General features: G+C 47.0%; 26 protein-coding genes. 18 read left to right on the forward strand and 8 right to left on the reverse strand.

What is annotated here, in order from left to right:
* Positions 1-9 precede the first annotated feature (9 nt).
* The 11 genes from OTK50_RS14960 (at position 10) to OTK50_RS15010 (ending at position 8345) form a co-directional block, all read left to right on the forward strand.
* Entirely contained in the window at positions 10-690 is a 681-nt protein-coding gene (locus OTK50_RS14960) for a VWA domain-containing protein (RefSeq protein WP_012118657.1), read from the forward strand.
* A gap of 85 nt (positions 691-775) precedes the next feature.
* Positions 776-940, forward strand: coding sequence for a hypothetical protein (locus OTK50_RS14965; protein ID WP_007407587.1), 165 nt, complete (start codon positions 776-778; stop codon positions 938-940).
* Between the two features lie 94 nt (positions 941-1034).
* The gene (gene fdhD, locus OTK50_RS14970) at positions 1035-1823 is read left to right on the forward strand and encodes a formate dehydrogenase accessory sulfurtransferase FdhD (RefSeq protein WP_266121914.1); all 789 of its coding nucleotides are present in this window, start codon (positions 1035-1037) and stop codon (positions 1821-1823) included.
* Between the two features lie 17 nt (positions 1824-1840).
* Positions 1841-2866, forward strand: coding sequence for a GTP 3',8-cyclase MoaA (moaA, locus tag OTK50_RS14975; RefSeq protein ID WP_012118655.1), 1026 nt, complete (start codon positions 1841-1843; stop codon positions 2864-2866).
* Between the two features lie 190 nt (positions 2867-3056).
* Positions 3057-4187 (forward strand): tetratricopeptide repeat protein, encoded by a 1131-nt coding sequence (locus OTK50_RS14980; RefSeq protein WP_007614349.1) that lies wholly within the window; start codon positions 3057-3059, stop codon positions 4185-4187.
* Between the two features lie 121 nt (positions 4188-4308).
* Positions 4309-4788 (forward strand): hypothetical protein, encoded by a 480-nt coding sequence (locus OTK50_RS14985; protein ID WP_021494817.1) that lies wholly within the window; start codon positions 4309-4311, stop codon positions 4786-4788.
* Positions 4789-4862: 74 nt separating this feature from the next.
* Positions 4863-5051, forward strand: coding sequence for a CsbD family protein (locus OTK50_RS14990; protein WP_003151197.1), 189 nt, complete (start codon positions 4863-4865; stop codon positions 5049-5051).
* A 353-nt stretch (positions 5052-5404) separates the two neighbouring features.
* Positions 5405-5722 carry an urease subunit gamma gene (gene ureA, locus OTK50_RS14995; protein ID WP_021494819.1) on the forward strand — a complete coding sequence of 106 codons (318 nt, stop codon included), beginning with the start codon at positions 5405-5407 and terminating at the stop codon, positions 5720-5722.
* On the forward strand, positions 5719-6093 hold the full coding sequence (gene ureB / locus OTK50_RS15000) for an urease subunit beta (RefSeq protein WP_266121915.1): 375 nt from the start codon (positions 5719-5721) through the stop codon (positions 6091-6093). Before ureA ends, ureB begins: the two co-directional genes overlap by 4 nt.
* Positions 6090-7799 (forward strand): urease subunit alpha, encoded by a 1710-nt coding sequence (ureC, locus tag OTK50_RS15005; protein ID WP_266121916.1) that lies wholly within the window; start codon positions 6090-6092, stop codon positions 7797-7799. The genes ureB and ureC overlap by 4 nt, the downstream gene beginning before the upstream one ends.
* Before the next feature lie 141 nt (positions 7800-7940).
* A complete protein-coding gene (locus OTK50_RS15010; RefSeq protein ID WP_007614341.1) occupies positions 7941-8345 on the forward strand; it encodes an Rrf2 family transcriptional regulator in 405 nt (134 codons plus the stop codon).
* A 354-nt stretch (positions 8346-8699) separates the two neighbouring features.
* Here OTK50_RS15010 and xynA read toward each other — a convergent pair whose 3' ends face one another.
* The gene (xynA, locus tag OTK50_RS15015) at positions 8700-9341 is read right to left on the reverse strand and encodes an endo-1,4-beta-xylanase XynA (protein WP_038460158.1); all 642 of its coding nucleotides are present in this window, start codon (positions 9339-9341) and stop codon (positions 8700-8702) included.
* A gap of 299 nt (positions 9342-9640) precedes the next feature.
* On the opposite strand from xynA, the gene OTK50_RS15020 reads away from it, so the two are divergent.
* Positions 9641-9778 (forward strand): hypothetical protein, encoded by a 138-nt coding sequence (locus tag OTK50_RS15020; protein ID WP_224223878.1) that lies wholly within the window; start codon positions 9641-9643, stop codon positions 9776-9778.
* Positions 9779-9815: 37 nt separating this feature from the next.
* Here OTK50_RS15020 and OTK50_RS15025 read toward each other — a convergent pair whose 3' ends face one another.
* Together OTK50_RS15025 and cls are read right to left on the reverse strand one after the other, a co-directional pair.
* Entirely contained in the window at positions 9816-10202 is a 387-nt protein-coding gene (locus tag OTK50_RS15025) for a DUF5362 family protein (RefSeq protein ID WP_127069903.1), read from the reverse strand.
* A gap of 135 nt (positions 10203-10337) precedes the next feature.
* Positions 10338-11786, reverse strand: a complete 1449-nt coding sequence (gene cls / locus OTK50_RS15030; RefSeq protein WP_007407575.1) for a cardiolipin synthase — start codon at positions 11784-11786, stop codon at positions 10338-10340.
* Between the two features lie 220 nt (positions 11787-12006).
* Between cls and OTK50_RS15035 the strand changes: the two genes are divergently transcribed.
* Complete coding sequence (locus OTK50_RS15035; RefSeq protein ID WP_014419085.1) at positions 12007-12444, forward strand: DUF5392 family protein; 438 nt, start codon at positions 12007-12009, stop codon at positions 12442-12444.
* Positions 12445-12475: 31 nt separating this feature from the next.
* Here OTK50_RS15035 and OTK50_RS15040 read toward each other — a convergent pair whose 3' ends face one another.
* The gene (locus OTK50_RS15040; RefSeq protein WP_032875976.1) at positions 12476-12925 is read right to left on the reverse strand and encodes a DUF5362 family protein; all 450 of its coding nucleotides are present in this window, start codon (positions 12923-12925) and stop codon (positions 12476-12478) included.
* Positions 12922-13413: a GNAT family N-acetyltransferase gene (locus OTK50_RS15045; protein ID WP_087920810.1), complete on the reverse strand. Its 492-nt coding sequence runs from the start codon at positions 13411-13413 to the stop codon at positions 12922-12924. Before OTK50_RS15045 ends, OTK50_RS15040 begins: the two co-directional genes overlap by 4 nt.
* A gap of 137 nt (positions 13414-13550) precedes the next feature.
* Between OTK50_RS15045 and OTK50_RS15050 the strand changes: the two genes are divergently transcribed.
* Together OTK50_RS15050 and OTK50_RS15055 are read left to right on the forward strand one after the other, a co-directional pair.
* Positions 13551-14420 (forward strand): M23 family metallopeptidase, encoded by an 870-nt coding sequence (locus tag OTK50_RS15050; protein WP_007614325.1) that lies wholly within the window; start codon positions 13551-13553, stop codon positions 14418-14420.
* Between the two features lie 91 nt (positions 14421-14511).
* Positions 14512-14934, forward strand: a complete 423-nt coding sequence (locus OTK50_RS15055; RefSeq protein ID WP_007407570.1) for a VanZ family protein — start codon at positions 14512-14514, stop codon at positions 14932-14934.
* A gap of 17 nt (positions 14935-14951) precedes the next feature.
* Here OTK50_RS15055 and OTK50_RS15060 read toward each other — a convergent pair whose 3' ends face one another.
* Positions 14952-15527: an undecaprenyl-diphosphatase gene (locus tag OTK50_RS15060; protein WP_059367654.1), complete on the reverse strand. Its 576-nt coding sequence runs from the start codon at positions 15525-15527 to the stop codon at positions 14952-14954.
* A 164-nt stretch (positions 15528-15691) separates the two neighbouring features.
* Between OTK50_RS15060 and ftsW the strand changes: the two genes are divergently transcribed.
* Positions 15692-16846, forward strand: a complete 1155-nt coding sequence (gene ftsW, locus OTK50_RS15065; protein WP_032875983.1) for a putative lipid II flippase FtsW — start codon at positions 15692-15694, stop codon at positions 16844-16846.
* Between the two features lie 52 nt (positions 16847-16898).
* On the opposite strand, the gene OTK50_RS15070 is transcribed toward ftsW, so the two are convergent.
* Both OTK50_RS15070 and OTK50_RS15075 read right to left on the reverse strand, forming a co-directional pair.
* The gene (locus tag OTK50_RS15070; RefSeq protein WP_003151222.1) at positions 16899-17249 is read right to left on the reverse strand and encodes a P-II family nitrogen regulator; all 351 of its coding nucleotides are present in this window, start codon (positions 17247-17249) and stop codon (positions 16899-16901) included.
* 17 nt (positions 17250-17266) lie between these two features.
* A complete protein-coding gene (locus OTK50_RS15075) occupies positions 17267-18478 on the reverse strand; it encodes an ammonium transporter (RefSeq protein WP_003151223.1) in 1212 nt (403 codons plus the stop codon).
* 252 nt (positions 18479-18730) lie between these two features.
* Between OTK50_RS15075 and OTK50_RS15080 the strand changes: the two genes are divergently transcribed.
* The gene (locus tag OTK50_RS15080) at positions 18731-19297 is read left to right on the forward strand and encodes an isochorismatase family protein (RefSeq protein ID WP_007614320.1); all 567 of its coding nucleotides are present in this window, start codon (positions 18731-18733) and stop codon (positions 19295-19297) included.
* Entirely contained in the window at positions 19294-20658 is a 1365-nt protein-coding gene (locus OTK50_RS15085) for an MFS transporter (RefSeq protein ID WP_003151229.1), read from the forward strand. The genes OTK50_RS15080 and OTK50_RS15085 overlap by 4 nt, the downstream gene beginning before the upstream one ends.
* Positions 20659-20765 lie beyond the last annotated feature (107 nt).

Here is a 20765-nt window from a genome sequence, read left to right on the forward strand (position 1 = left end):
ATGAAGGAAATGAAAAAAATGTTCACTGCGGGGATTGTCGGACTTTTGACGCTTTCACTCGGATCACCTGTTTTTGCAGCTGAGAAAAAGCACGAAGAAACAAACGTTGCCGTGCTGTTTGACGCAAGCGGAAGCATGATACAAAAAACAGGGGGAGAGCGTAAAATAGATGTCGCGAAAGAGTCTGTCACTTCTTTTGCGGAAGTTCTTCCTGAAGACACGAATCTGATGCTTCGGGTATTCGGGCATAAGGGCAATAATAAAAACTCAGGCAAAGCCGTATCATGTAATGCGACAGAAACGTTATACGGCCTTCAGCCGTACGCCGTGACTCCATTTGAGCAATCACTCAGCAAGATTAAACCGACCGGCTGGACACCGATTGCGAAAGCGCTCTCTGATACGCGTGAAGAATTTGAGCGGGCCGGCGCCACGGGGAAAAACGTCGTATATCTGATCACAGACGGTGAAGAAACATGCGGCGGTAATCCTCAGGCCGAAATTCAAAAGCTCCGTAAAGCGAACGTCAACACGATCGTCAATATCATCGGCTTCAACTTCGGCATGAAAGGAAGCGAAAGCCTTGAAAAAGCGGCGGAAGCGGGAGGCGGCACATATGTCTCAGCTGACAGCGCGGACGAGTTCAAACAGGCTTGGGAAGACGCTGCAAAGGATTTAGCAAAAGAATAGGTTAAAAAAGGACGCCCGCGCGGCGTCTTTTTTGTTTAGAAAACGGAACCGCGGGAATGATACGGATAAAAGGAGATGAACGCTGTTGTTAAAAGGAGCAGGCATTATATTAGTGCTGGCGGCAGTCGTTTTTGTTCTGATGGGAATTTTTCTGAAGCTTGCCGCCTTCATATTCGTCAGTATATTGGCCATTATCGCCGCAGTTATTTTATTCACCATTCTGAGCAGACATCATCGCAATGAAACATAGAGTCCTAAGAGGGCTCTTTTTTTAAACCGCAAATTCGACAAAATACAGGGATTGTGGAAGAATAAAAGAGAAGGATACTGCGGAGGGGAAAACAGTGGATGAAAGAACAACAGCGGTAAGGGACATATACCGCTATGAAAAAGGGGTATTAACAAAGACGGCGGATCGGATGGTTTCAGAGTATCCGCTGACCGTCATGGTGAACGGACAGGAATTTGTTACGCTCGTCTGCACGCCTGACCATTTAGAGGAACTCGTCATCGGATTTCTCGCATCAGAAGGCGTCATTCGTTTTGAAAAAGAAATCAAAAGCTTTACTATAGATGAAAGTCTCGGATTTGCATATGTTGAACTGACGAATCCCGGGGTGCTTGAGCAAAAAGACTATACGAAGAGGGTCATCGGTTCATGCTGCGGGAAAGGCCGCCATTTTTACTTTCAGCAGGATGCGAAAACGGCCAAAACCGCTGTCAGCCGTATCACCATAACTCCTGAGACGTGCCTTCGCCTGATGAAGGAGATGCAAAGCGGAAGCGGCACCTTCCGGGAAACGGGCGGCGTCCATAATGCAGCGCTGTGCGATACGGAAAAGCTGCTCTTTATGAGGACGGACATCGGGCGCCACAACGCGCTGGATAAGCTGTACGGCTGCTGTTTGAAAAACGGAATGCCGGTCCGTGACAAGCTGATCGTCTTCAGCGGCCGGATTTCCTCGGAGGTTTTATTAAAAGCCGCAAAAATCGGCGTGTCGATTGTCATTTCAAAATCGGCGCCGACGGAGCTCGCGCTGCAAATGGCGGAAGAGCTGAACATAACCGCGATAGGTTTTGTCAGAAACGGATCTTTTAACATATACACACATCCTGAACGGGTTGAACAATAGAAAGGGGTCTTGGGCTTATGAATACAGAAACGCGCCGGGTGACAGACAAAAGGGAAAGGCCGCTCAGGGATCTTCGTATCTCTGTAACCGACCGCTGCAACTTCAGATGCACGTACTGTATGCCAGCCGAATTATTCGGACCGGATTATCCATTTTTACAAAAGACGGAATTGCTCTCCTTCGAGGAGCTTGAGCGGCTTGCGAAGCTGTTTGTCGGCCGCTTCGGCGTTGAAAAAATCAGGCTGACGGGCGGAGAGCCGCTCATGAGAAAAGATATGCCTGAATTGATCAAAAAACTTGCGCGCATCCCCGGACTTAAAGATATCGCGATGACGACAAACGGCTCTCTGCTTCCCGTGTATGCGGAAAAACTGAAGCAGGCGGGGCTGCATCGCGTGACAGTCAGCCTCGATTCTTTAGAGGATGAGCGGTTTAAGGCCATTAACGGCCGCGGGGTTTCGGTGAACAAGGTGCTTGAGGGCATTGAGGCGGCAAAAGCGGCCGGACTCGGTGTGAAAATCAATATGGTTGTTCAAAAGGGCGTCAATGAAAAAGATATCCTGCCGATGGCCCGCTATTTTAAAGAAAAGGGTCATATTCTCCGGTTTATTGAATTTATGGATGTAGGCAATACGAATCAATGGAATAAAAAAGACGTGATCACGAAGGCCGAGATTATTGATCTGATCAATCAGCATATGCCGACGGAGCCGATAGAAGCGAATTATAAAGGAGAGGTCGCTTCCAGGTTCCGCTATCTTGACGGTTCCGGCGAAATCGGCGTGATTTCCTCCGTCTCGGATGCATTCTGCGCCTCCTGCAACAGAGCGCGCCTGTCGGCGAGAGGCGAGCTGTTTACGTGCCTGTTTGCGTCAAGCGGCTATGATGTTCGGAAACTCGTGCGCGGCGGTCTGACCGATGACGAATTGACGGAATCCATCGCCTCTGTCTGGAGAAATCGCACGGATCAGTATTCAATTGACCGCGCGCTTTCTAAAACGGATGGGAAAAAGAAAGTGGAAATGTCTTATATAGGCGGATGAAGAAAAGCTTGCCCGGACAAGGGCAGGCTTTTTTATTCACAATATGAGAGCGGTCTGTTCAAAAAATACCGATGACAGCCGAAATATATGATAGGAATTTTGATGCAGGACAATCAAGTTATGCAATTCCAAAGCCATACAATATGTTAAAATATAACCAATAGAAATTAGAAAAGGTTGTGAAAGGGGCATGACCGCATACGAGATTCCGTCATCTCAAGTTGGAGTTAAGATCAACAAATGGTACAAGCACATTTTAGCGTTTCAAGCGGCTGATGCCATAAAGCTGAAAGAGGAAATTGATGAGGATATACAACGTATGGAGGAAGACCAGCTGCTGCTGTTATATTATCAGCTGATCAGCTACCGCCATCATATTATGCTTGATTACGTCAAGCCGGAATGCACCGAACAATCACAGATTCAGTACAGCGAGCTGCAAAAGACGATCGAAAGCACGGACAGCATATCGGGACTGTCTGAGTATTATTTCCATTTGTTCAGAGGGATGTATGAATTCGATCACAATAACTATGTTGCGGCTATTTCTTTTTACCGGAAAGCGGAAAAACTCCTTTCATTTGTCGAGGATGATATAGAGAGGGCGGAATTCCATTTCAAGATGTCTGAAGTGTTTTATGTCATGAAGCAGACTCATTTTTCCATGAATCACGGGATTCAGGCGCTGGATACGTATATGAAACACGATTTCTACAGAGTGCGGAGAATTCAATGCCATTTCGTCATCTCAGGAAACTACATCGACTGCAAAAACTACGACAAAGCGCTTGAGCATTTAGACGAAGCCCTCCGCCTTTCTTTGCTTGAAGGACAGCCCCGCCTGATCGGGTCTTCGCTTTACAATCTGGGGAATTGTTATTCTGAAAAGCGCGATCTGGATGAAGCGGCCCGGTACTTTAGAAAAGCGGTTCCCGTTTTTGAAGAGCATCAGCTTGAACAGCTTCCGAAGGCGCTGTTCAGCTTAACGCACACCCTTTTCAGGCTGCATGATGACCAAGCGGCCCTTACCTATTATGAAAGAGGGGTCATGATCGCGAAAGAACGGGGCGATCGATTCAGTTTAGAGAAGTATAAGTTTTTACAAGCGCTTTATTTGGAGTCACTCAATATGGATTTAATCCATGAAGTGTTTGACTATATGAATGAAAAATCGCTGTATGTGTATATTGAAGATTTCGCCTTGGAGGCCGCCGTTTACACAAGCGGACATGGGCAATATAAAGAAGCGGCGTATTTTTATGAAAAAGCGATTCGCATGAGAGAAAACATTCAAAAAGAACAGTGTTTATACGATATATAATTTTCTTAACCATCTGCTTAGCAGATGGTTATTTTTTTATGCACATCATAACGTTTGACCATAGAAAAAAACGGAAAAATCGCAAAAGAGAGAAAAAAGTACGATGGGAAGGAGGGATTTGTTGTTCGGATTCAATGATATGATAAAGTTTTTTGTATCATTTCTCATCATTCTGCCGATGGTGTCTGTCATCCATGTGGCGGGACACAGCTTTATGGCCATGCTGTTCGGAGGCAAGGCATCATTGGATATCGGAATGGGGAAACGTCTTTTAAAAGTAGGGCCGATTCGGGTTCGGCGTATCTACTTCATAGATTCTTTCTGCAAGTTCGGCGAATTGCGGATAGATAACCGCCTGACGAGCGCGCTCGTCTATTCCGGAGGCTGTCTGTTTAATCTCGCTTCTATCTTTTTAATAAATCTGCTGATCATAAAAGATGTCCTCGAGCCAAACTTATTTTTTTACCAATTTGTCTATTTTTCAACTTATTATGTTTTCTTTGCTCTTCTGCCGGTGCAATACGGGGATAATAAGCTGTCAGACGGATTGGCCGTTTACAAAGTGCTCCGCTACGGGGAACGTTGTGAAATCAATAATTGAGAGTTTACATGTTTGTGTTCGGGCTGAAAGGGAAGAAAACAAGTACACAGAACAAAAAAGGAGCTGAAGAGATCATGAGTGAAGATAACGGTTTAAAAGACAAAGTAAAAGGCGGCATGAACAAAATGAAAGGGGAAGCAAAGGACAAAGCAGGCGACATGGCAAACAAGTCCGACTTAAAAGCGGAAGGTAAAAAAGACAAAGCGAAAGGCAGCCTGCAAAAGGGTGTCGGCAAAACGAAAGATAAACTCAGTGATGATTAATTTGATAGTGAAACACAGCAAAAGCCCAAAATATTTTGGGCTTTTTGTTATGAGAAATGACAAAAATTCCAGTTCATTTGGTTAATATTCACTAAATTTTTAAATATTCTATAAATTCCCCGGCGATTTCTTTATAATATTCACATGGAATGTAACCTTTCTTCACATTTGATTAAACGTTTGTTGAAGAAAAAAATGAGAAATCGGTAAATTCTGCAAAAGGAATCGGGCCGTTCACCGTCGAATAACTTTTATCACTTAACATTTCATGAGGTGAAGGGGGTGACGGCTGCCTGCATCGTTTCGGTATGACCATGCGGATTGTGTTTGACTATCACTAAGGGGGAATACAGATGAAACTGACACCGGTTGAACAAGAAAAATTGCTTATTTTTACGGCGGGAGAGCTCGCTAAGCAGCGGAAGGCGCGCGGCGTTCTGCTGAATTATCCCGAAGCCGCCGCATATTTGACCTGTTATCTGATGGAAGGCGCGAGAGACGGAAAAAGCGTTGCTGAGCTGATGGAATCCGGCCGCAATGTATTGACGGAAAAAGACGTTATGGAAGGCGTTCCGGAAATGCTGGACAGCATTCAGGTGGAAGCGACGTTCCCGGACGGGGTTAAGCTTGTCACCGTTCATCATCCGATCAAAGCGGAGGTGAAGTCATGAAGCCGGGAGCGATTCAAGTCGCAAAGGGGACCATCACCATTAACGAAGGCCGGAAGACGCTGGAGGTGTCAGTCACCAATAACGGAACACGGTCAGTGCAGGTAGGATCGCATTTTCATTTTGCCGAAGCCAACGGCGCCCTTTCCTTCAATCGGGACAAAGCAATCGGCTTGCGCCTTGATATCCCGTCAGGCACATCTGTCCGTTTTGAACCGGGAGAAGAGAAAACCGTCACGCTCGTGGAAATCGGAGGGCGAAAAACGGTCAGAGGTCTCAACGGCATGGCCGATACGTATATGGATGAGCGGGGAAAAGAGAAGACTCTGTCAAATCTTAAAAAAGCCGGATGGATGGAGGAGGCGATCCGATGAAAATGTCACGTGAGCAATACGCAGAACTGTTCGGACCGACAACGGGAGACAAAGTCAGACTCGGAGATACGGATTTATGGATTGAAGTCGAAAAAGATTTCACGAATTACGGTGAAGAAATGATTTTCGGCGGAGGGAAAACAATCCGGGACGGCATGGGGCAGAACGGGCGTATCACCGGGAAAGACGGAGCGCTTGATCTGGTCATTACAAACGCCGTTATCCTGGATTATACCGGAATCGTCAAGGCGGATATCGGGGTGAAGGACGGCCGGATTGTCGGCGTCGGGAAAAGCGGCAACCCTGATATTATGGATGGGGTGGACCCGCACATGATTATCGGTGCCGGAACAGAAGTCATTTCCGGCGAAGGGAAAATCGTAACGGCCGGCGGGGTGGATACGCATATCCACTTTATCTGCCCGCAGCAGATGGAAGTCGCGCTTTCTTCAGGCGTGACCACGCTTCTCGGCGGCGGAACGGGTCCTGCGACGGGAAGTAAAGCGACGACTTGTACATCCGGTGCATGGTACATGTCGAGAATGCTGGAAGCGGCCGAGGAGTTTCCGATCAACGTCGGTTTCTTAGGAAAAGGGAATGCATCCGATAAAGCGCCGCTGATCGAGCAGGTGGAAGCAGGCGCGATCGGCCTGAAGCTACATGAAGATTGGGGATCAACGCCAAGCGCCATTAAAGCTTGCATGGAAGTCGCGGATGAGGCGGACATTCAGGTGGCGATCCACACAGACACGATTAATGAAGCGGGCTTTTTAGAAAATACGCTTGATGCGATCGGCGAACGGGTTATCCATACATATCACATAGAGGGAGCCGGCGGAGGCCACGCACCGGATATTATGAAACTCGCATCTTACGCCAATATCCTGCCGTCCTCTACGACGCCGACGATTCCATATACCGTCAACACGATGGACGAGCATCTTGATATGATGATGGTCTGCCATCATTTAGATTCAAAAGTGCCTGAAGACGTGGCATTCAGTCATTCACGCATCAGAGCGGCCACCATTGCGGCGGAGGATATTCTGCACGATATCGGCGCGATCAGCATGACGTCATCTGACTCACAGGCGATGGGCAGGGTGGGAGAAGTGATTATCCGGACATGGCAGGTTGCCGATAAAATGAAAAAACAGCGCGGCGCTCTATCAGGAGAAAACGGCAATGACAATGTGCGCGCCAAACGCTATATCGCTAAATACACGATCAACCCGGCCGTCACTCACGGCCTGAGCCATGAAGTCGGTTCCGTTGAAAAAGGAAAGCTTGCCGACCTCGTACTATGGGACCCGGTTTTCTTCGGCGTCAAACCTGAACTTGTGCTCAAAGGCGGCATGATCGCCCGCGCCCAAATGGGAGATCCGAATGCTTCCATTCCGACGCCTGAACCCGTGTTTATGCGGCAGATGTACGCATCATACGGTAAAGCAAACCGAAATACCTCTATTACATTTATGTCCCAGGCCGGTATCGCAAACGGTGTGCCGGAAAAGCTCGGCCTTGAAAAAATGATTTCTCCCGTACGTAATATCCGTAAGCTGAGTAAGCTCGACATGAAGCTGAATGACGCGATGCCGAATATACAAGTCGATCCGAAAACCTATCAGGTGTTCGCCGACGGAGAAGAGCTGGCATGCCAGCCCGTCAGCTATGTTCCGCTCGGACAGCGTTATTTTTTATTTTAATCCCTCTCCGGCCGGTTTCCCGCCGGCCTGTTTACACCTCTATTGCCAACTTGATTTCATCCTGCCGCCCGTTTTAGTGTATATTAGTAGTTGACAAACAAATGAAATGTAACTATTGTGGTTACAACGGTGGTGAAAAACATGATTAACAGCCGTCTTGCTGTGGCCATTCACATTCTATCGCTGATCTCAACGGATGAACGGGCGTCATCGGACATGATTGCGGGCAGCGTAAACACCAATCCCGTCGTCGTGCGGAGAACGATCAGCCAGCTGAAAAAAGCGGGTATTCTGACATCCCGGGCGGGTGTTCCGGGAGCCAGCCTGAAAAAAGATCCGTCGGAGATCACCCTCTTAGAGGTTTACAGGGCGGTGCAGAATAGGGAAGAGCTTTTTGCGGTTCACGACAATCCGAACCCCGACTGTCCGGTCGGCAAAAATATTCAGCGCGCGCTCGATGAGACGTTCGGAAGCGTACAGCGGGCAATGGAGAATGAACTTGCGAGCAAGTCCCTTTATGATGTAATGAATCATCTCTTTTGTTAAAAAGAGATGGGTTCATGCCGCTATTGGTGTAACAAAAATGGTTGCAAGTGATAATGAGGAAATCACGGTTTTGGCTCCATATTCAGGCAAGCCTGGATGCGGGGTTGCGATCTGTTTAATGAACTAAAGGAGGTGGTAACCGGGATATTTTTATTTTGCTTAAGGCTTATGTGAAGGTGTCTGTTGTAAGCGGGTTACCGAAAAATGACGGCACTCTTATTTTAATACGCGAAAACTGATGGAGAATATCCTGCCTCCGGTAATGCCAAAACCGTTCGCCTCTTAACAATCATTATAAAATTTCTCAAGGAACGATCAGCAGCCCGTTAGCTGCCCCTAATTAAAGATGAGCTGTTACCACACTGTTACATTAGAACTTCCGCTGCTTTTATATCCTTCTGTCGCTAAGACTTGATAAGCCCAATTACTGCCCAGATTCATTCCATGGCTCTTCCAGGCGTTAACATGATTGCTGAAAGTGATTGTAGCGTTGCTTCCGGTTGGTCTCTTCGACTGGCGAACACTCCAGTACTGCGTAAAAGTAGTGTTATCGCCATCAATGGAAGGTGCGTTATAACGTGTCGTTGTATATATGTCATATGTACCTCCATCACTTTTTACGGTACCTTTATACGTTCCGGTAGGTCTGTAAGTACCCCATGAATCCACTACATAATATTCGATGAGAGGTGCTCTCGTCCAGCCATATAAAGTCAAATATCCATTGCCATTCGGCGCCCAGACTCCGGCATTATAGTTTATTGTTCTAAATGGCGAGCCTGTAGTCCAGCCTTTACCAACAACGAAATTTCCGGTATTAGACCAATTAACACTGTAATTCCCGCCAGATCCATTGACTGCGTTGACTGTTCCGCCCCCATCAGTCCAATTTTGCCAGTAATCTGTGCCAGCTGCAGAAGCGGTTGCCGAAAACATGCTGATACTCATGAAAGCTGCCGTTAATCCAACTAAGAATTTCTTTTTAAACTTAAACATATGTTACCTCCTATACTATTTTTTCTGACTTTGATATGAGGCAGCACTCGTAAATATTTAACGAACGCCAACGCTTTTGATCGTTCCTTTCAATATAATAGCATGAATACATGAGTGAATATTAAGAACAATTGTAATTTAATTACAAAGACCCAAAAAAATGTATGATAAGCGGTCTTGTTCCACCATGGCTTTTATCCTTATTTTGCAGAATCACAATTCTTGCTTCTAAACCTGATCAGGAACAGTCGAACAATTGAGTGATTTCAGTTGAAACTCTGAGGAAAAGCTTTTTTGATGTGACGGCGACAGTCTGGCTGAAGCCGGAATGTCTGAAAGAATATCTGCAGACAGAGTCTCAGCTGCGCTATTATGCCATCGCCGTATTGGCAAATCCAAAGCAGAAAAACTTTCCCGTTGTCGAAGAAGCGGAATAAGAAAAAATCCCGGGCGGATGCGCCGGGATTTTCCTTTTTAATATGTATTGGCATCAATATTATTAAACACGCCGTCCACGATGCCGAGCGTCATGAGGACAATGAAGAGAACAATACCAAGAACGGACAAACCGACCGTCACAATCAGGTAGATCCCCTGCATTTTCACGAACTTTGCATAATTCTCCAGCATATGTTCCTCTGTCTGTTCATTGAACTGCTCCGCCATCTGTCCCGCTTCATTTGCCGAGCGCATCAGAAAAATGCCGGCAATGATCTGCAGAACGCCGGGAATGGCTCCGATTAAAAAGAAAAACGCGCCCGACAGCGCCGCAAACGCACCCATGATAATAAATAAAATACCTGTCGCTTTTCCCCATTTCGAAATAGAAATAAGCGAACGATTCACTGATTCAGGTTTCAAACTATGGCACTCCTTTACAAAAAAATACTCACTTTTCATTTATACACTATTCGGTCATTCTTTTGAATATAAAATGTGTTTTTTCGTGCCGTGCCCGTTTTTATATTAGAAAATTCCCGAGAAATACCCCGGGAATTACAAAATCGGCGAAAGAAGTCTTGAAATTGATTCTTTAATGCGGATCCGCAGCGAACGCTCCTGATATTCTTCATACGTATATTTTCTGGAGACGAGCAGATCTTCTTTAAATGAGGAAATGAGTTTTTTCGCGATGGTGACGTCATAAATAAAGGCGTTGACTTCAAAATTAAGTCTGAAGCTTCTGACGTCGATATTCGCCGTACCGACTGAAGCCGTCTCATCATCGACGACAATCGTTTTTGCATGAATAAAGCCATTATCATAAATGTAGACTGAGGCTCCGGCTTTCAAAAGGTCGCCGATGTAAGATAAAGTCGCCCAGTAAACGAAAGCGTGATCCGGCTTGTTCGGAATCATGATTTTGACGTCGATGCCTGACAGACAGGCGATCCTGAGGGCATCTAAAAGACTTGAGTCAGGAATAAAGTAAGGCGTCTGAATCAGGATCGACCGTTTGGCCGTTGAGATCATCTTGATATAGCCGTTTTTAATTTGTTCCCATTCTGAATCCGGTCCGCTCGTGACAATCTGCATCCCGACATTGCCCTTCGGCTCGCATTCCGGAAAATGATTCGGAACGTATGTGAGCGTATGATGATGGGAGGCTTGGTTCCAATCGAGGATAAACCGTGTCTGAATGGCGTGTACCGCCGTGCCTTGAAGCCTGAGGTGCGTATCGCGCCAGTAGCCGAATTTCGGATTCAGGCCGAGATATTCATCTCCGACGTTAAAGCCGCCGACATAGCCGGTTTCGCCGTCAATGATGACGAGCTTGCGGTGATTCCGATAATTGAGCCGCAAATTAATCGGACGAAGCCTGGAAGGAAAAAAGACTTCCACATGGCCGCCGGCGTCCCGCAGCGGTTTGAAGAATTTTTTTCTGAGTGATCTTGAACCGAGTTCATCATATAACACTCTGACTTTTACGCCTTCGCGTGCTTTTTTCACTAAGGCATCGCGCAATTTTTTTCCCAGTTCATCACCTTTATAAATATAGTATTGAAGGTGAATGTGATCTTTTGCGTTGGAAATGTCCTTCATTAAGCGTTTGAACTTATCGCGCCCGTCCGTCAGAATCTCCACCGAATTATCCTCTGTAAAGACTGCGTGGTTGTTCATGACAAGCATATAGATGAGGTCTTTATTATCCACAGTCGCTCTGTTGTTAAATTGGAATTGCCTCGACTTCAGATCTTTCAGCTGAGACTTCAGCAGCTTTTCAATCCCGATTTTTTTACGGTCTTCCCATTGAAACAGATGCTTGCGTCTCAGGTTATGGCCGAATAACAGGTATAAAATAAACCCTAAAATGGGAATAAAAAAAAGAACCAAGAGCCAAGCCCATGAAGCGCTGGCATCGCGTCTTTCTTTGAAAATCATGATGACGGCCAAAAGTATATTTAAAACGAAAAAAAATCCGAATAAAATAAATGAAATGCTCACTTTGCAACCCCGCTATATCATATTTATCAAGACTGTGCCCATTAGTATTCCGACAAGTGCAGCAATCTGATTCCCATTTCAAATTATAACATTGACATTTTGAAAGAATAAAGAGCCGGAATCAAAGATGAATGCAGTTTTCTTTCAAAGAAAGTTCCGGGTGCGTTAAAATATGCATATATGAAAAAGAAGACAAAAATGACAGCAAAGGGGAGAGGGCATGAAGCTGGAGCATGCGGAACAATTGCCGGGATTCATAAAAAAAGAAATTCAGAAAATACAAATCGCCATTGCGCCGCTGATGAAAAAAAGCATCATTTACCGTTTTCTTGCTTTCCCGCTCGCCGCTTTTAGTCTGTTTCATCTGGCATCGCTTTTGATTCAGGCCCCTTCCGGGAGAGGAGCTCTCGTGTCGGCCGGCATTTTTGCACTCCTTGCGGCCTTGGGTCTTGCGTTGTTTAAGGAAGCCGGCTATCAGCGGAAACAGGTGCAAAAAACGATCCGCCTTTATATGCTGAACAGAATCAGAAAAAGCGATATTCTGTCCGAGGAACGGAAAAGCGCCTATACCCGGCTGATTGCCGAGGAGCCGTCTGCGATGAAGAGCTTTATTGAATTTTTAACGGAAGAAGACCGGAAAAAAGAAATGCTTTATTAAAAAAGAGCTGACGCGCGATCAGCTCTTTTTGTCATTCAAACACCGGGTCGTTCTCATAGTAATATGAATCAGGCGTGTCATACGTATCAGTGCTGTGATAAGCGATAATTCCGATGACAGCGAAGATGACGACTAAAATAAAAGCGAGAATGCCCAATACCACACTGGATGCCGCATAAAAAAACTGCATTTTGATAAATGAGGCGTAATGTGCAAGCATATTTTCTTCCGCGTTTTCTTCTAGTCCTTCCTGAAGGGCGGCAGCCGCTTTTGCCGAGCGCATCAGCATGACGCCGGAAATGATGAGCAGAACCCCCGGAATGGCTCCAAGCAGCGTCACAATCGCTGACAGAGCGGAAAGAGAGCCCGTGATGATCAGAAACACGGCGGTGATCTTTCCCCATTTGGCGATGTCGGCAAGGGAACGGGTTTTTTTATTGAGCGGCTGGTTTTCGTCTTTGTCTTTATCGATGGTGATCATGACAGTTCTCTCCCTAAAATGTTCAAGTCATATCGTTTTCCGTCCATTTCGGCGATACCCGGGAATACGCCCCATTCGGTAAAACCGAATTTTTCAAACAGCTTAATGCTCGGCACATTATGTCCGAAGATAAAAGCCATCAGGCTGCGGATGCCGATTGCCGGAGCGAGTGCCAGGGCTTCTTTCAGCAGAAAGCTTCCTGCTCCTTTGCCGCGGCAATCCTGATGCAGATAGATGCTGATCTCCGCCGTTTTGTCATAGGCCGGACGGCCGTAAAACGTTTCAAAGCTGATCCAGGCCGCCACTTTGCCGGTTTCATCTTCCGCGACCATCAGCGGGCGCCGGTCCGTGTGCCGCAAAAACCAATCCATCCGGTCTGCGGGCGTCACTTCTTCCGTATCAGCCGTTACCATTCGTGAGGCAATCGTCGAGTTGTAAATGGCCACCACCGCATCTAAATCCTCCAATACGGCTTTGCGCAGGGTCAAATTCATATTCCGGGATCTCCCTTCACATTTCATTACATAATCAAGTGCAATCTGCACATACTATTCCAAAAAAGTTTTTTATGGATGTGTATATATTTTCAGAAAAGTGTTCAGAATGTTGCTGAGGTGATGAACAAATGAGAGAGGAAGAAAAGAAAACTTCTCAAGTCAAAAAACTTCAGCGGTTTTTTCGCAAACGCTGGATATTCCCTGCAATCTACTTAGTCAGTGCGGCCGTCATTTTAACAGCTGTCCTTTGGTATCAATCCGTTTCGAATGATGTGAAGGACAATCTGACGAACAACGGCGGAAACTCCGCGTATGACAGCGGCAAAGACGATGCCGTCGAAGTAGGCAAGTCAATGGAAAACGTCGCAATGCCGGCTGCTCATTCTGAAAATGTTTCTGTTGTGAAAAAGTTTTATGAAACTGATGCCGCAAAAAAAGAGAAAGAAGCAGCACTTGTTAACTATAATAACACGTACAGCCTCAGTAAAGGAATTGACTTAGCTGAGAAAGACGGAAAATCATTTGATGTTTCTGCTTCTCTGAGCGGTACGGTTGTTAAAGCTGCTAAAGACCCGGTACTGGGGTATGTAGTTGAAATTGAACACTCAGACGGCCTGTCTACTGTCTATCAGTCTTTATCTGAAGTCAGCGTGGATCAGGGCGACAAAGTAAAGCAGAACCAGGTCATCGGTAAATCCGGAAAAAACCTTTACAGTGAAGAAAGCGGAAATCACGTGCACTTTGAAATCCGCAAGGACGGCGTAGCGATGAACCCGCTCAATTTTATGGACAAGCCGGTAACATCTATTGAAAAAGCGGCGGCTGAAGAGAAAAACGCTGTGACAGAAGAAACGGAAGGGGCAATTCAGCAATCTTCCGAGAAAAAAGATGTGACGCCTAAAAAAGAAACCGAAGAAAAACCAGGTGACAAAGAGGACGGCACAAAAGACAAGACAGATGGTAAAGATGACGGCTCAATGAAAGATTCGGGCAAGTAATCTTGATCCCAAAGCGCCTATCAGCTCTGATAGGCGCTTTTCATATTGCCGCATGTGCCTTTATACTAGTAGAAAACGAAGGAGATGCTGAATGAATAAATGTCTGGCGGCCGGGTGGCTCGTCTTTGTTTTCGTTTCTGCTTTGACTGAAAGCTTTCACGATATGATTGTGTCGCAGACGGTGTCCTTCCGTTTCACGCCCCATCCGGATGTGTCCGGTTTCTTTGTGTTCGATATGGCGGAGCTCGCCATACCGGAGGCGGCGATTCAAAAGCTTGGGCACGCGTTTTCATTTTTTGTGCTCGCCTATTTGTTTTTCAGGGAGCGCAGGCGCATGAAGAGGGCGGTGCTGTATGCATTGGCCGCCGCTTTCCTGACAGAAATCGTCCAGCTCTTTTTCGGCAGAAACGGATGCCTCCGCGATGTGCTGATTGACAGTCTCGGCATTGCCGCATTCTGTGCTTTACAAAGGAAAAAGCATACAGCCAAACATACAAAAACCGGCAGTCTGTGACAGACGCCGGCTTTTTTTTATATATTATGGTTTGTCGATTTGCTTTTATGAACGATACTTTCATAGATTCGCACGATCAGATCGACAATCGGACGAAGCACATTTGAAAATCTGAACAGCAGGAATCCGACAATGAGGGAAACGATAATGCTTCCGAGCACATCGATCGGATAATGGTGGCCGACCCAAATTCTTGAGAAGCCGGTCAAAAGGCCGAAAATCACAAGCGGCCAGCCGAGTTTTTTGTTGCGGAACAGAATCGCAATTGAAATCGCCAAAGCGCCTGTCGTATGGTCACTCGGAAATGAAGCATCCGCGGCATGAGGGATCAGCGTATGAACCGTATGTTCGACAAAAGGGCGCGGCTCGATATAGACTTTCGTGATGAGGTAGTTGATGATAAGCGCTGCAACACCCGTGAAGCCCGCGTACAGGGCGTTTTGTCTGCCTTTTGTGCTTCCGAACAGCCACATGGCAAGCAGGAAAAGGGCGTAGGCGTAAATGGCGTATTCCGTAATAAATACCATGATAGAGTCGAGAATGGCGCTATGGTGCGACAAACCATTGATCGCTTTAAATAGTTCGTAATTCACAAATATCACCTTTTATCTTTATTTTATATGAACAGTGTAATGCTTTTTTCTATGAGACACAATTGGTATTAAAAATAATCATAAAAAAGTAAACAGAATGAAACGTGACTGTATTACTGTGCGTCAAGTATGCGGGAAAAGAATAGCCGAAGGAGTTTTGTCCGTTGCTGAAACGTTTGAAAAACGCCGATCTGCCGCTTGTGTTTGTCATTATGCTGCTTTGCGGATTCGGCTTGTTAATGGTGTACAGCGCCAGTGATGTGATGGGGTCTCAGCGGTACGGAGATCCATCCTATTTCTTCCACAAACAAAGTACCTCTTTACTGATCGGATTATGCTTATTTCTATTTGCCGCCTGTCTGCCGTATAAGCGGTATGCGCGGCTTGTACCGCTGTTTGTGGTCGGTTCGCTGGTATTGCTGCTGCTGGTATTGATACCGGGAATCGGGCTGGAGCGGAATTTTTCCCGCAGGTGGCTGGGAGCGGGCCCGCTTGTCGTACAGCCGTCTGAATTGGCGAAGATCGCCATGATTTTGTATTTCGCTTCGATTTATACGAAAAAGCAGCCGTACATTCATCAATTTGTGAAAGGGGTTCTGCCGCCTTTAGTGATTTTGGGGACCGCTTTTCTGCTGACATTGGCGGAGCCTGATTTAGGGACGGCTTCCTTAATCCTGGCGGCATGCGGGTCGATTTTATTATGTGCCGGCTTGAAAAAGCGCCATCTGTTCGTGCTCGGCGCGACGGCGGTGTCCGGGGTTGTTTATCTCGCATTTTCCGCTTCCTATCGTGTGAAGCGCCTCGTTTCCTTTACCAATCCGTTTGGTGATGCGAACGGGGACGGCTATCAGCTGATTCAATCCTATTTTGCTATTTCCGGAGGCGGGTTTTTCGGAAGAGGGCTTGGAAACAGTGTTGAAAAAATGAACTATCTGCCTGAGGCGCATACCGATTTCATTATGGCCGTGATCAGCGAAGAGCTGGGGATATTCGGTGTTCTGATCGTTTTGGGATTATATTTTGCGTTAATGCTTCTCGGCGTAAAAACGGCCGTGCGGGCTGATGACCCGTTCGGGAAGCTTCTTGCCATCGGAATTACGTTTCAATTAATGTTTCAGGTTGTATTGAATTTGGGAGCGATGAGCGGACTCCTCCCGGTTACGGGTGTGCCGCTTCCGTTTATCAGCTACGGCGGTTCTTCATTGATTATGACGCTGTTTTTGTGCGGCATACTGGTCAATATCAGTACATATGCGAAAAAACAACCCGTACGGCATAAGCGGCCTGTCCCGCATGAAAAAAAGGCTTCTTCTTTTTAATGAAGCCTGAAAAAAACGCCCGGGACATGCTGTCTCCGGGCGTTCTGTCTGTTTATAAAGCTCCTGGTCCTTCTTCTCCGGTGCGGATATTAATCGTGTTTCCGATTTCATAGACGAATATTTTGCCGTCTCCGGGCTCTCCCGTTTTCAGCACTTTTTTCGCCGTTTCCACGACTTGATCAACGGGGACCTTGCTGACAACGATTTCCACTTTCAGCCGTTCATACACATTGCTTTCAATTTTGACTCCGCGGTACAGTTCGGTGTGGGCTTTTTGAAGGCCGCAGCCGTGTACGTTGGAGAAGGTCAGCGATGTGACTCCGATTTTACCGAGTTCCTGTTTCAATGTTTCAAACTTAGCCGGACGCGTAACGATTTCTACCTTGAACATTTGACCGCTCATCTAAGCCACTCCTCACTTTATAAGTCCTGATATGCTTTTTCCCCGTGCATCGTTAAATCAAGCCCAAGTGACTCTTCTTCTTCACTGGCGCGAAGGGGAATGAACAGACCTACAATTTTAATGATAACGAAAGTGACAATAAATACAAATACATAGGTTGCCGCAATGGCCGCAATCTGCTTCCAGAGCAGTCCCGGATCGCCGTAAAACAGCCCGTTTGCCCCGCCGTCATTGACGGAAGTGGTGGCGAATAAACCGGTCGCAATGCCGCCCCATGTCCCGCCGATCCCATGCAGGCCGAAAGCGTCAAGCGCATCATCATAACCGAAAGTCTTTTTGAGCCAATACACGCCCCAGAAGCAGACAAGCCCGCCGATGAAACCAATTACGATGGAAGAGAATGGCGTAACGAAACCGGCAGCCGGCGTAATGGCGACAAGCCCGGCGATAGCGCCTGATACAGCGCCCAGCATGGTCGGTTTCTTGTTCAGCATCCATTCGATTAAAATCCAGCCGATAATTCCGGCCGCAGCCGCGGTGTTTGTGTTAATGAAAGCAAACATCGCGATACTGTCAAGCGTGAGGGCGCTGCCGACATTGAAGCCGAACCATCCGAACCAAATGAGCGCCCCGCCCAAGAACGTGTAAATTAAGTTGTGAGGGGAAGCCGCCGTGCCGTCCTTGCGTTTCCCGAGCACAATCGCCAGCACGAGCCCGGCGACTCCGGAAGAAATGTGGACGACGTTTCCGCCTGCGAAGTCAAGAGCGCCCATTTGGCCGATCCAGCCGCCGCCCCATACCCAGTGCGCAACGGGGGTATATACGAGGGAAGCCCACAAAAAGGAAAATACAAGAAAAGCACTGAATCTCATGCGTTCAGCAAATGCTCCGGAAATAATGGCCGTTGTCAGTACGGCAAACGTCATTTGGAACATCATGAACAAGGAATGCGGGATCGTATCACTGTAACTTCCGGGTTCAAAGCCGACCCCCTTCAGCCCCGCCCATTCAATCCCGCCAAGCCATGTATTCCCGGGGGCAAAAGCAAGTGAATATCCGTACAAAACCCAAACGACGGATACGATGGCGAGAGAAGAAAAACTATGCATCGCCGTGCTGAGCACGTTTTTGCTTTTTACCATTCCGCCGTAAAACAAAGCCAGCCCGGGGGTCATCAGCCACACGAGTAAAGCGCAAAAGAACATAAATACTGTATCGCCCATCTGCATGTTGTATTCCTCCGTCTCATTCAGAATGTAATTGTGATTAATTCATTATTATAGAGAAAAAAGAACGATAAAACATTTTCGTGTAAGGTTATCTGACATGGTTTTTTGCGTTCATAATACTGTTTTTTCAAATGGGTGCCGTGCGACTTTATATCCATAAAAAGAGCGCCGGAGCACGGCGGAAGAAATCCTGTCCGGGAAAGAGTAAAATAAACGGGGTGAGAAACACTAACTGCATCAGGAGGAATCATTATGACAACATCATTAAATCTGCAATTTGAAAAAACGGCTTTGGTCATTATTGATTTACAAAAAGGCATTGTGCCGATGGATAAAAGCGGTACCGTTGTGCCGAACGCGAAAAAATTAATTGATGTGTTCCGGGAAAAAGGCGGATTTATCAGCTTTGTGAACGTGGATTTTCATGACGGAGCGGATGCGCTGAAGCCGCTGACGGATGAAGAGGCGGCGGGGCATTCGGCTCCGCCGGCGGATTGGGCTGAATTTGTGCCTGAAATCGGAGTGAAAGAAAACGATTATACGGTAACAAAACGGCAGTGGGGCGCGTTTTTCGGCACGGACCTGGACCTTCAGCTCAGAAGACGGGGAATCGACACAATTGTGTTATGCGGGATTGCGACAAACATCGGTGTGGAAAGCACGGCGCGAGAAGCTTTTCAGCTCGGGTATCAGCAAGTTTTCGTAACTGACGCGATGGCGACATTCAGCGATGAACAGCACGAAGCGACACTCAAGTTTATCTTCCCGAAAATCGGCAGAAGCCGGACGACGGAAGAATTTATCGCACAGACAAAATGACAATCTCCAAAAAAAGCCGCGTCCTGTTTTTGACGGCCGTGGCTTCGGGGACGATGCTGAACCCATTGAACTCGTCGATGATTTCTCTTGCGCTTCACAGTATTCAGCATGAATTTCACCTGTCGTTTACAACGGTGTCCTGGCTGATATCGTCCTTTTATCTGGCCAGCGCGGTGGCGCAGCCTGTTACCGGGAAGCTCGGTGATATGCTCGGCAGGAAGAAGCTGTTTTTGATCGGGCTTCTGCTTGTTGCCGTCTCGGCGGTCGGCGCGCCGTTTGCGCCGACTTTTATGACTTTGCTGATCATGCGGCTTTTTCAATCGATCGGAAGCAGCGCGATATATCCGTCCGGCGTCGGATTGATCCGTTCAAATATACAGGAGAAGCAGGCTTCGGCGCTGGCCGTCCTGTCAATCTTTGCATCAGCCATGACGGCGCTCGGTCCGACTCTCGGTGGTTTTCTGATCGTTTGGGGAGGGTGGCCGGCGATCTTTTTCGTCAATCTGCCGTTTATCATTCTCAGCTTTTTTCTCGGAATGTATATGTTTCCGAAAGATGAAAAACGCGAGATCGGCGGCTTGAAAGGCGTGCTTCGCCAGCTTGATACGATCGGGATACTCCTGTTTGCCGGAGCGATTATCCTTCTCCTGTCGTTTTTATTGTCCTTCAGTACGAAGCCTCACTATACAGAAGGCGTATTCGGGCTTTTGTTTGTCGGGCTCTTTATCTGGCGCGAGCTGAAAACAGAGAAGCCGTTTATTGATGTCAGGCTGTTTAAAACGCATCGGAAACTATCGTCGGTGTATATTCAATTTATTTTGCTGAATATATTCTTTTACTGCATCTTTTTCGGGCTTCCGAGCTATTTTCAGGATGAAATGCATTTGTCCGTTCAGACAAGCGGATTGATTATGCTGTTTATGTCGGGCATGAGTATTCTGGTGTCGCCCCTGACCGGAAAATGGATAGATAAGAAAGGGCTTCTTCAGCCGATTGTTGCCGGAACCTGCCTGACCGCGATCGGGGCGGTGCTGTTAACGTTTTTCTTTCTTCAGGCGCCTATGATAGGAAAAGGGCTGATCCTGTCCGTGCTGGGTGTCGGCTACGGCTTCGGAAATGTCACGTTTCAGGCGGCCATGCTGAAAACGAGCCCTGCCGACATGGTCGGAACAACGTCCGGCCTGTTTCAGACCTGCCGGTATCTCGGTTCGATTTTGTCTTCTGTCATTTTGGGCATTCTTTTCGGAAAAGAAATTACCGCCGGCCATTTTCATATGCTCGGCACGATTCTTATCGTTGTCGGCGCCGTAAGCCTTTTGATGGCGTTCCGGTTTTCGGTTCTCCTCAAAAAAGCCTCTTAACAGGCGCAAAAAAAGAGACGGGCTCTCCCCGTCTCTTTTTTTGTGTAATGTGCTCAAAAATCAAAACGATTATTGTCGACAGCGACCAATGTTATTTGCGGAATTTT

It is taken from the genome of Bacillus sp. NEAU-CP5 (genome assembly GCF_026420705.1).
In the GTDB taxonomy this organism is placed as follows: Bacteria; Bacillota; Bacilli; order Bacillales; family Bacillaceae; genus Bacillus; species Bacillus velezensis.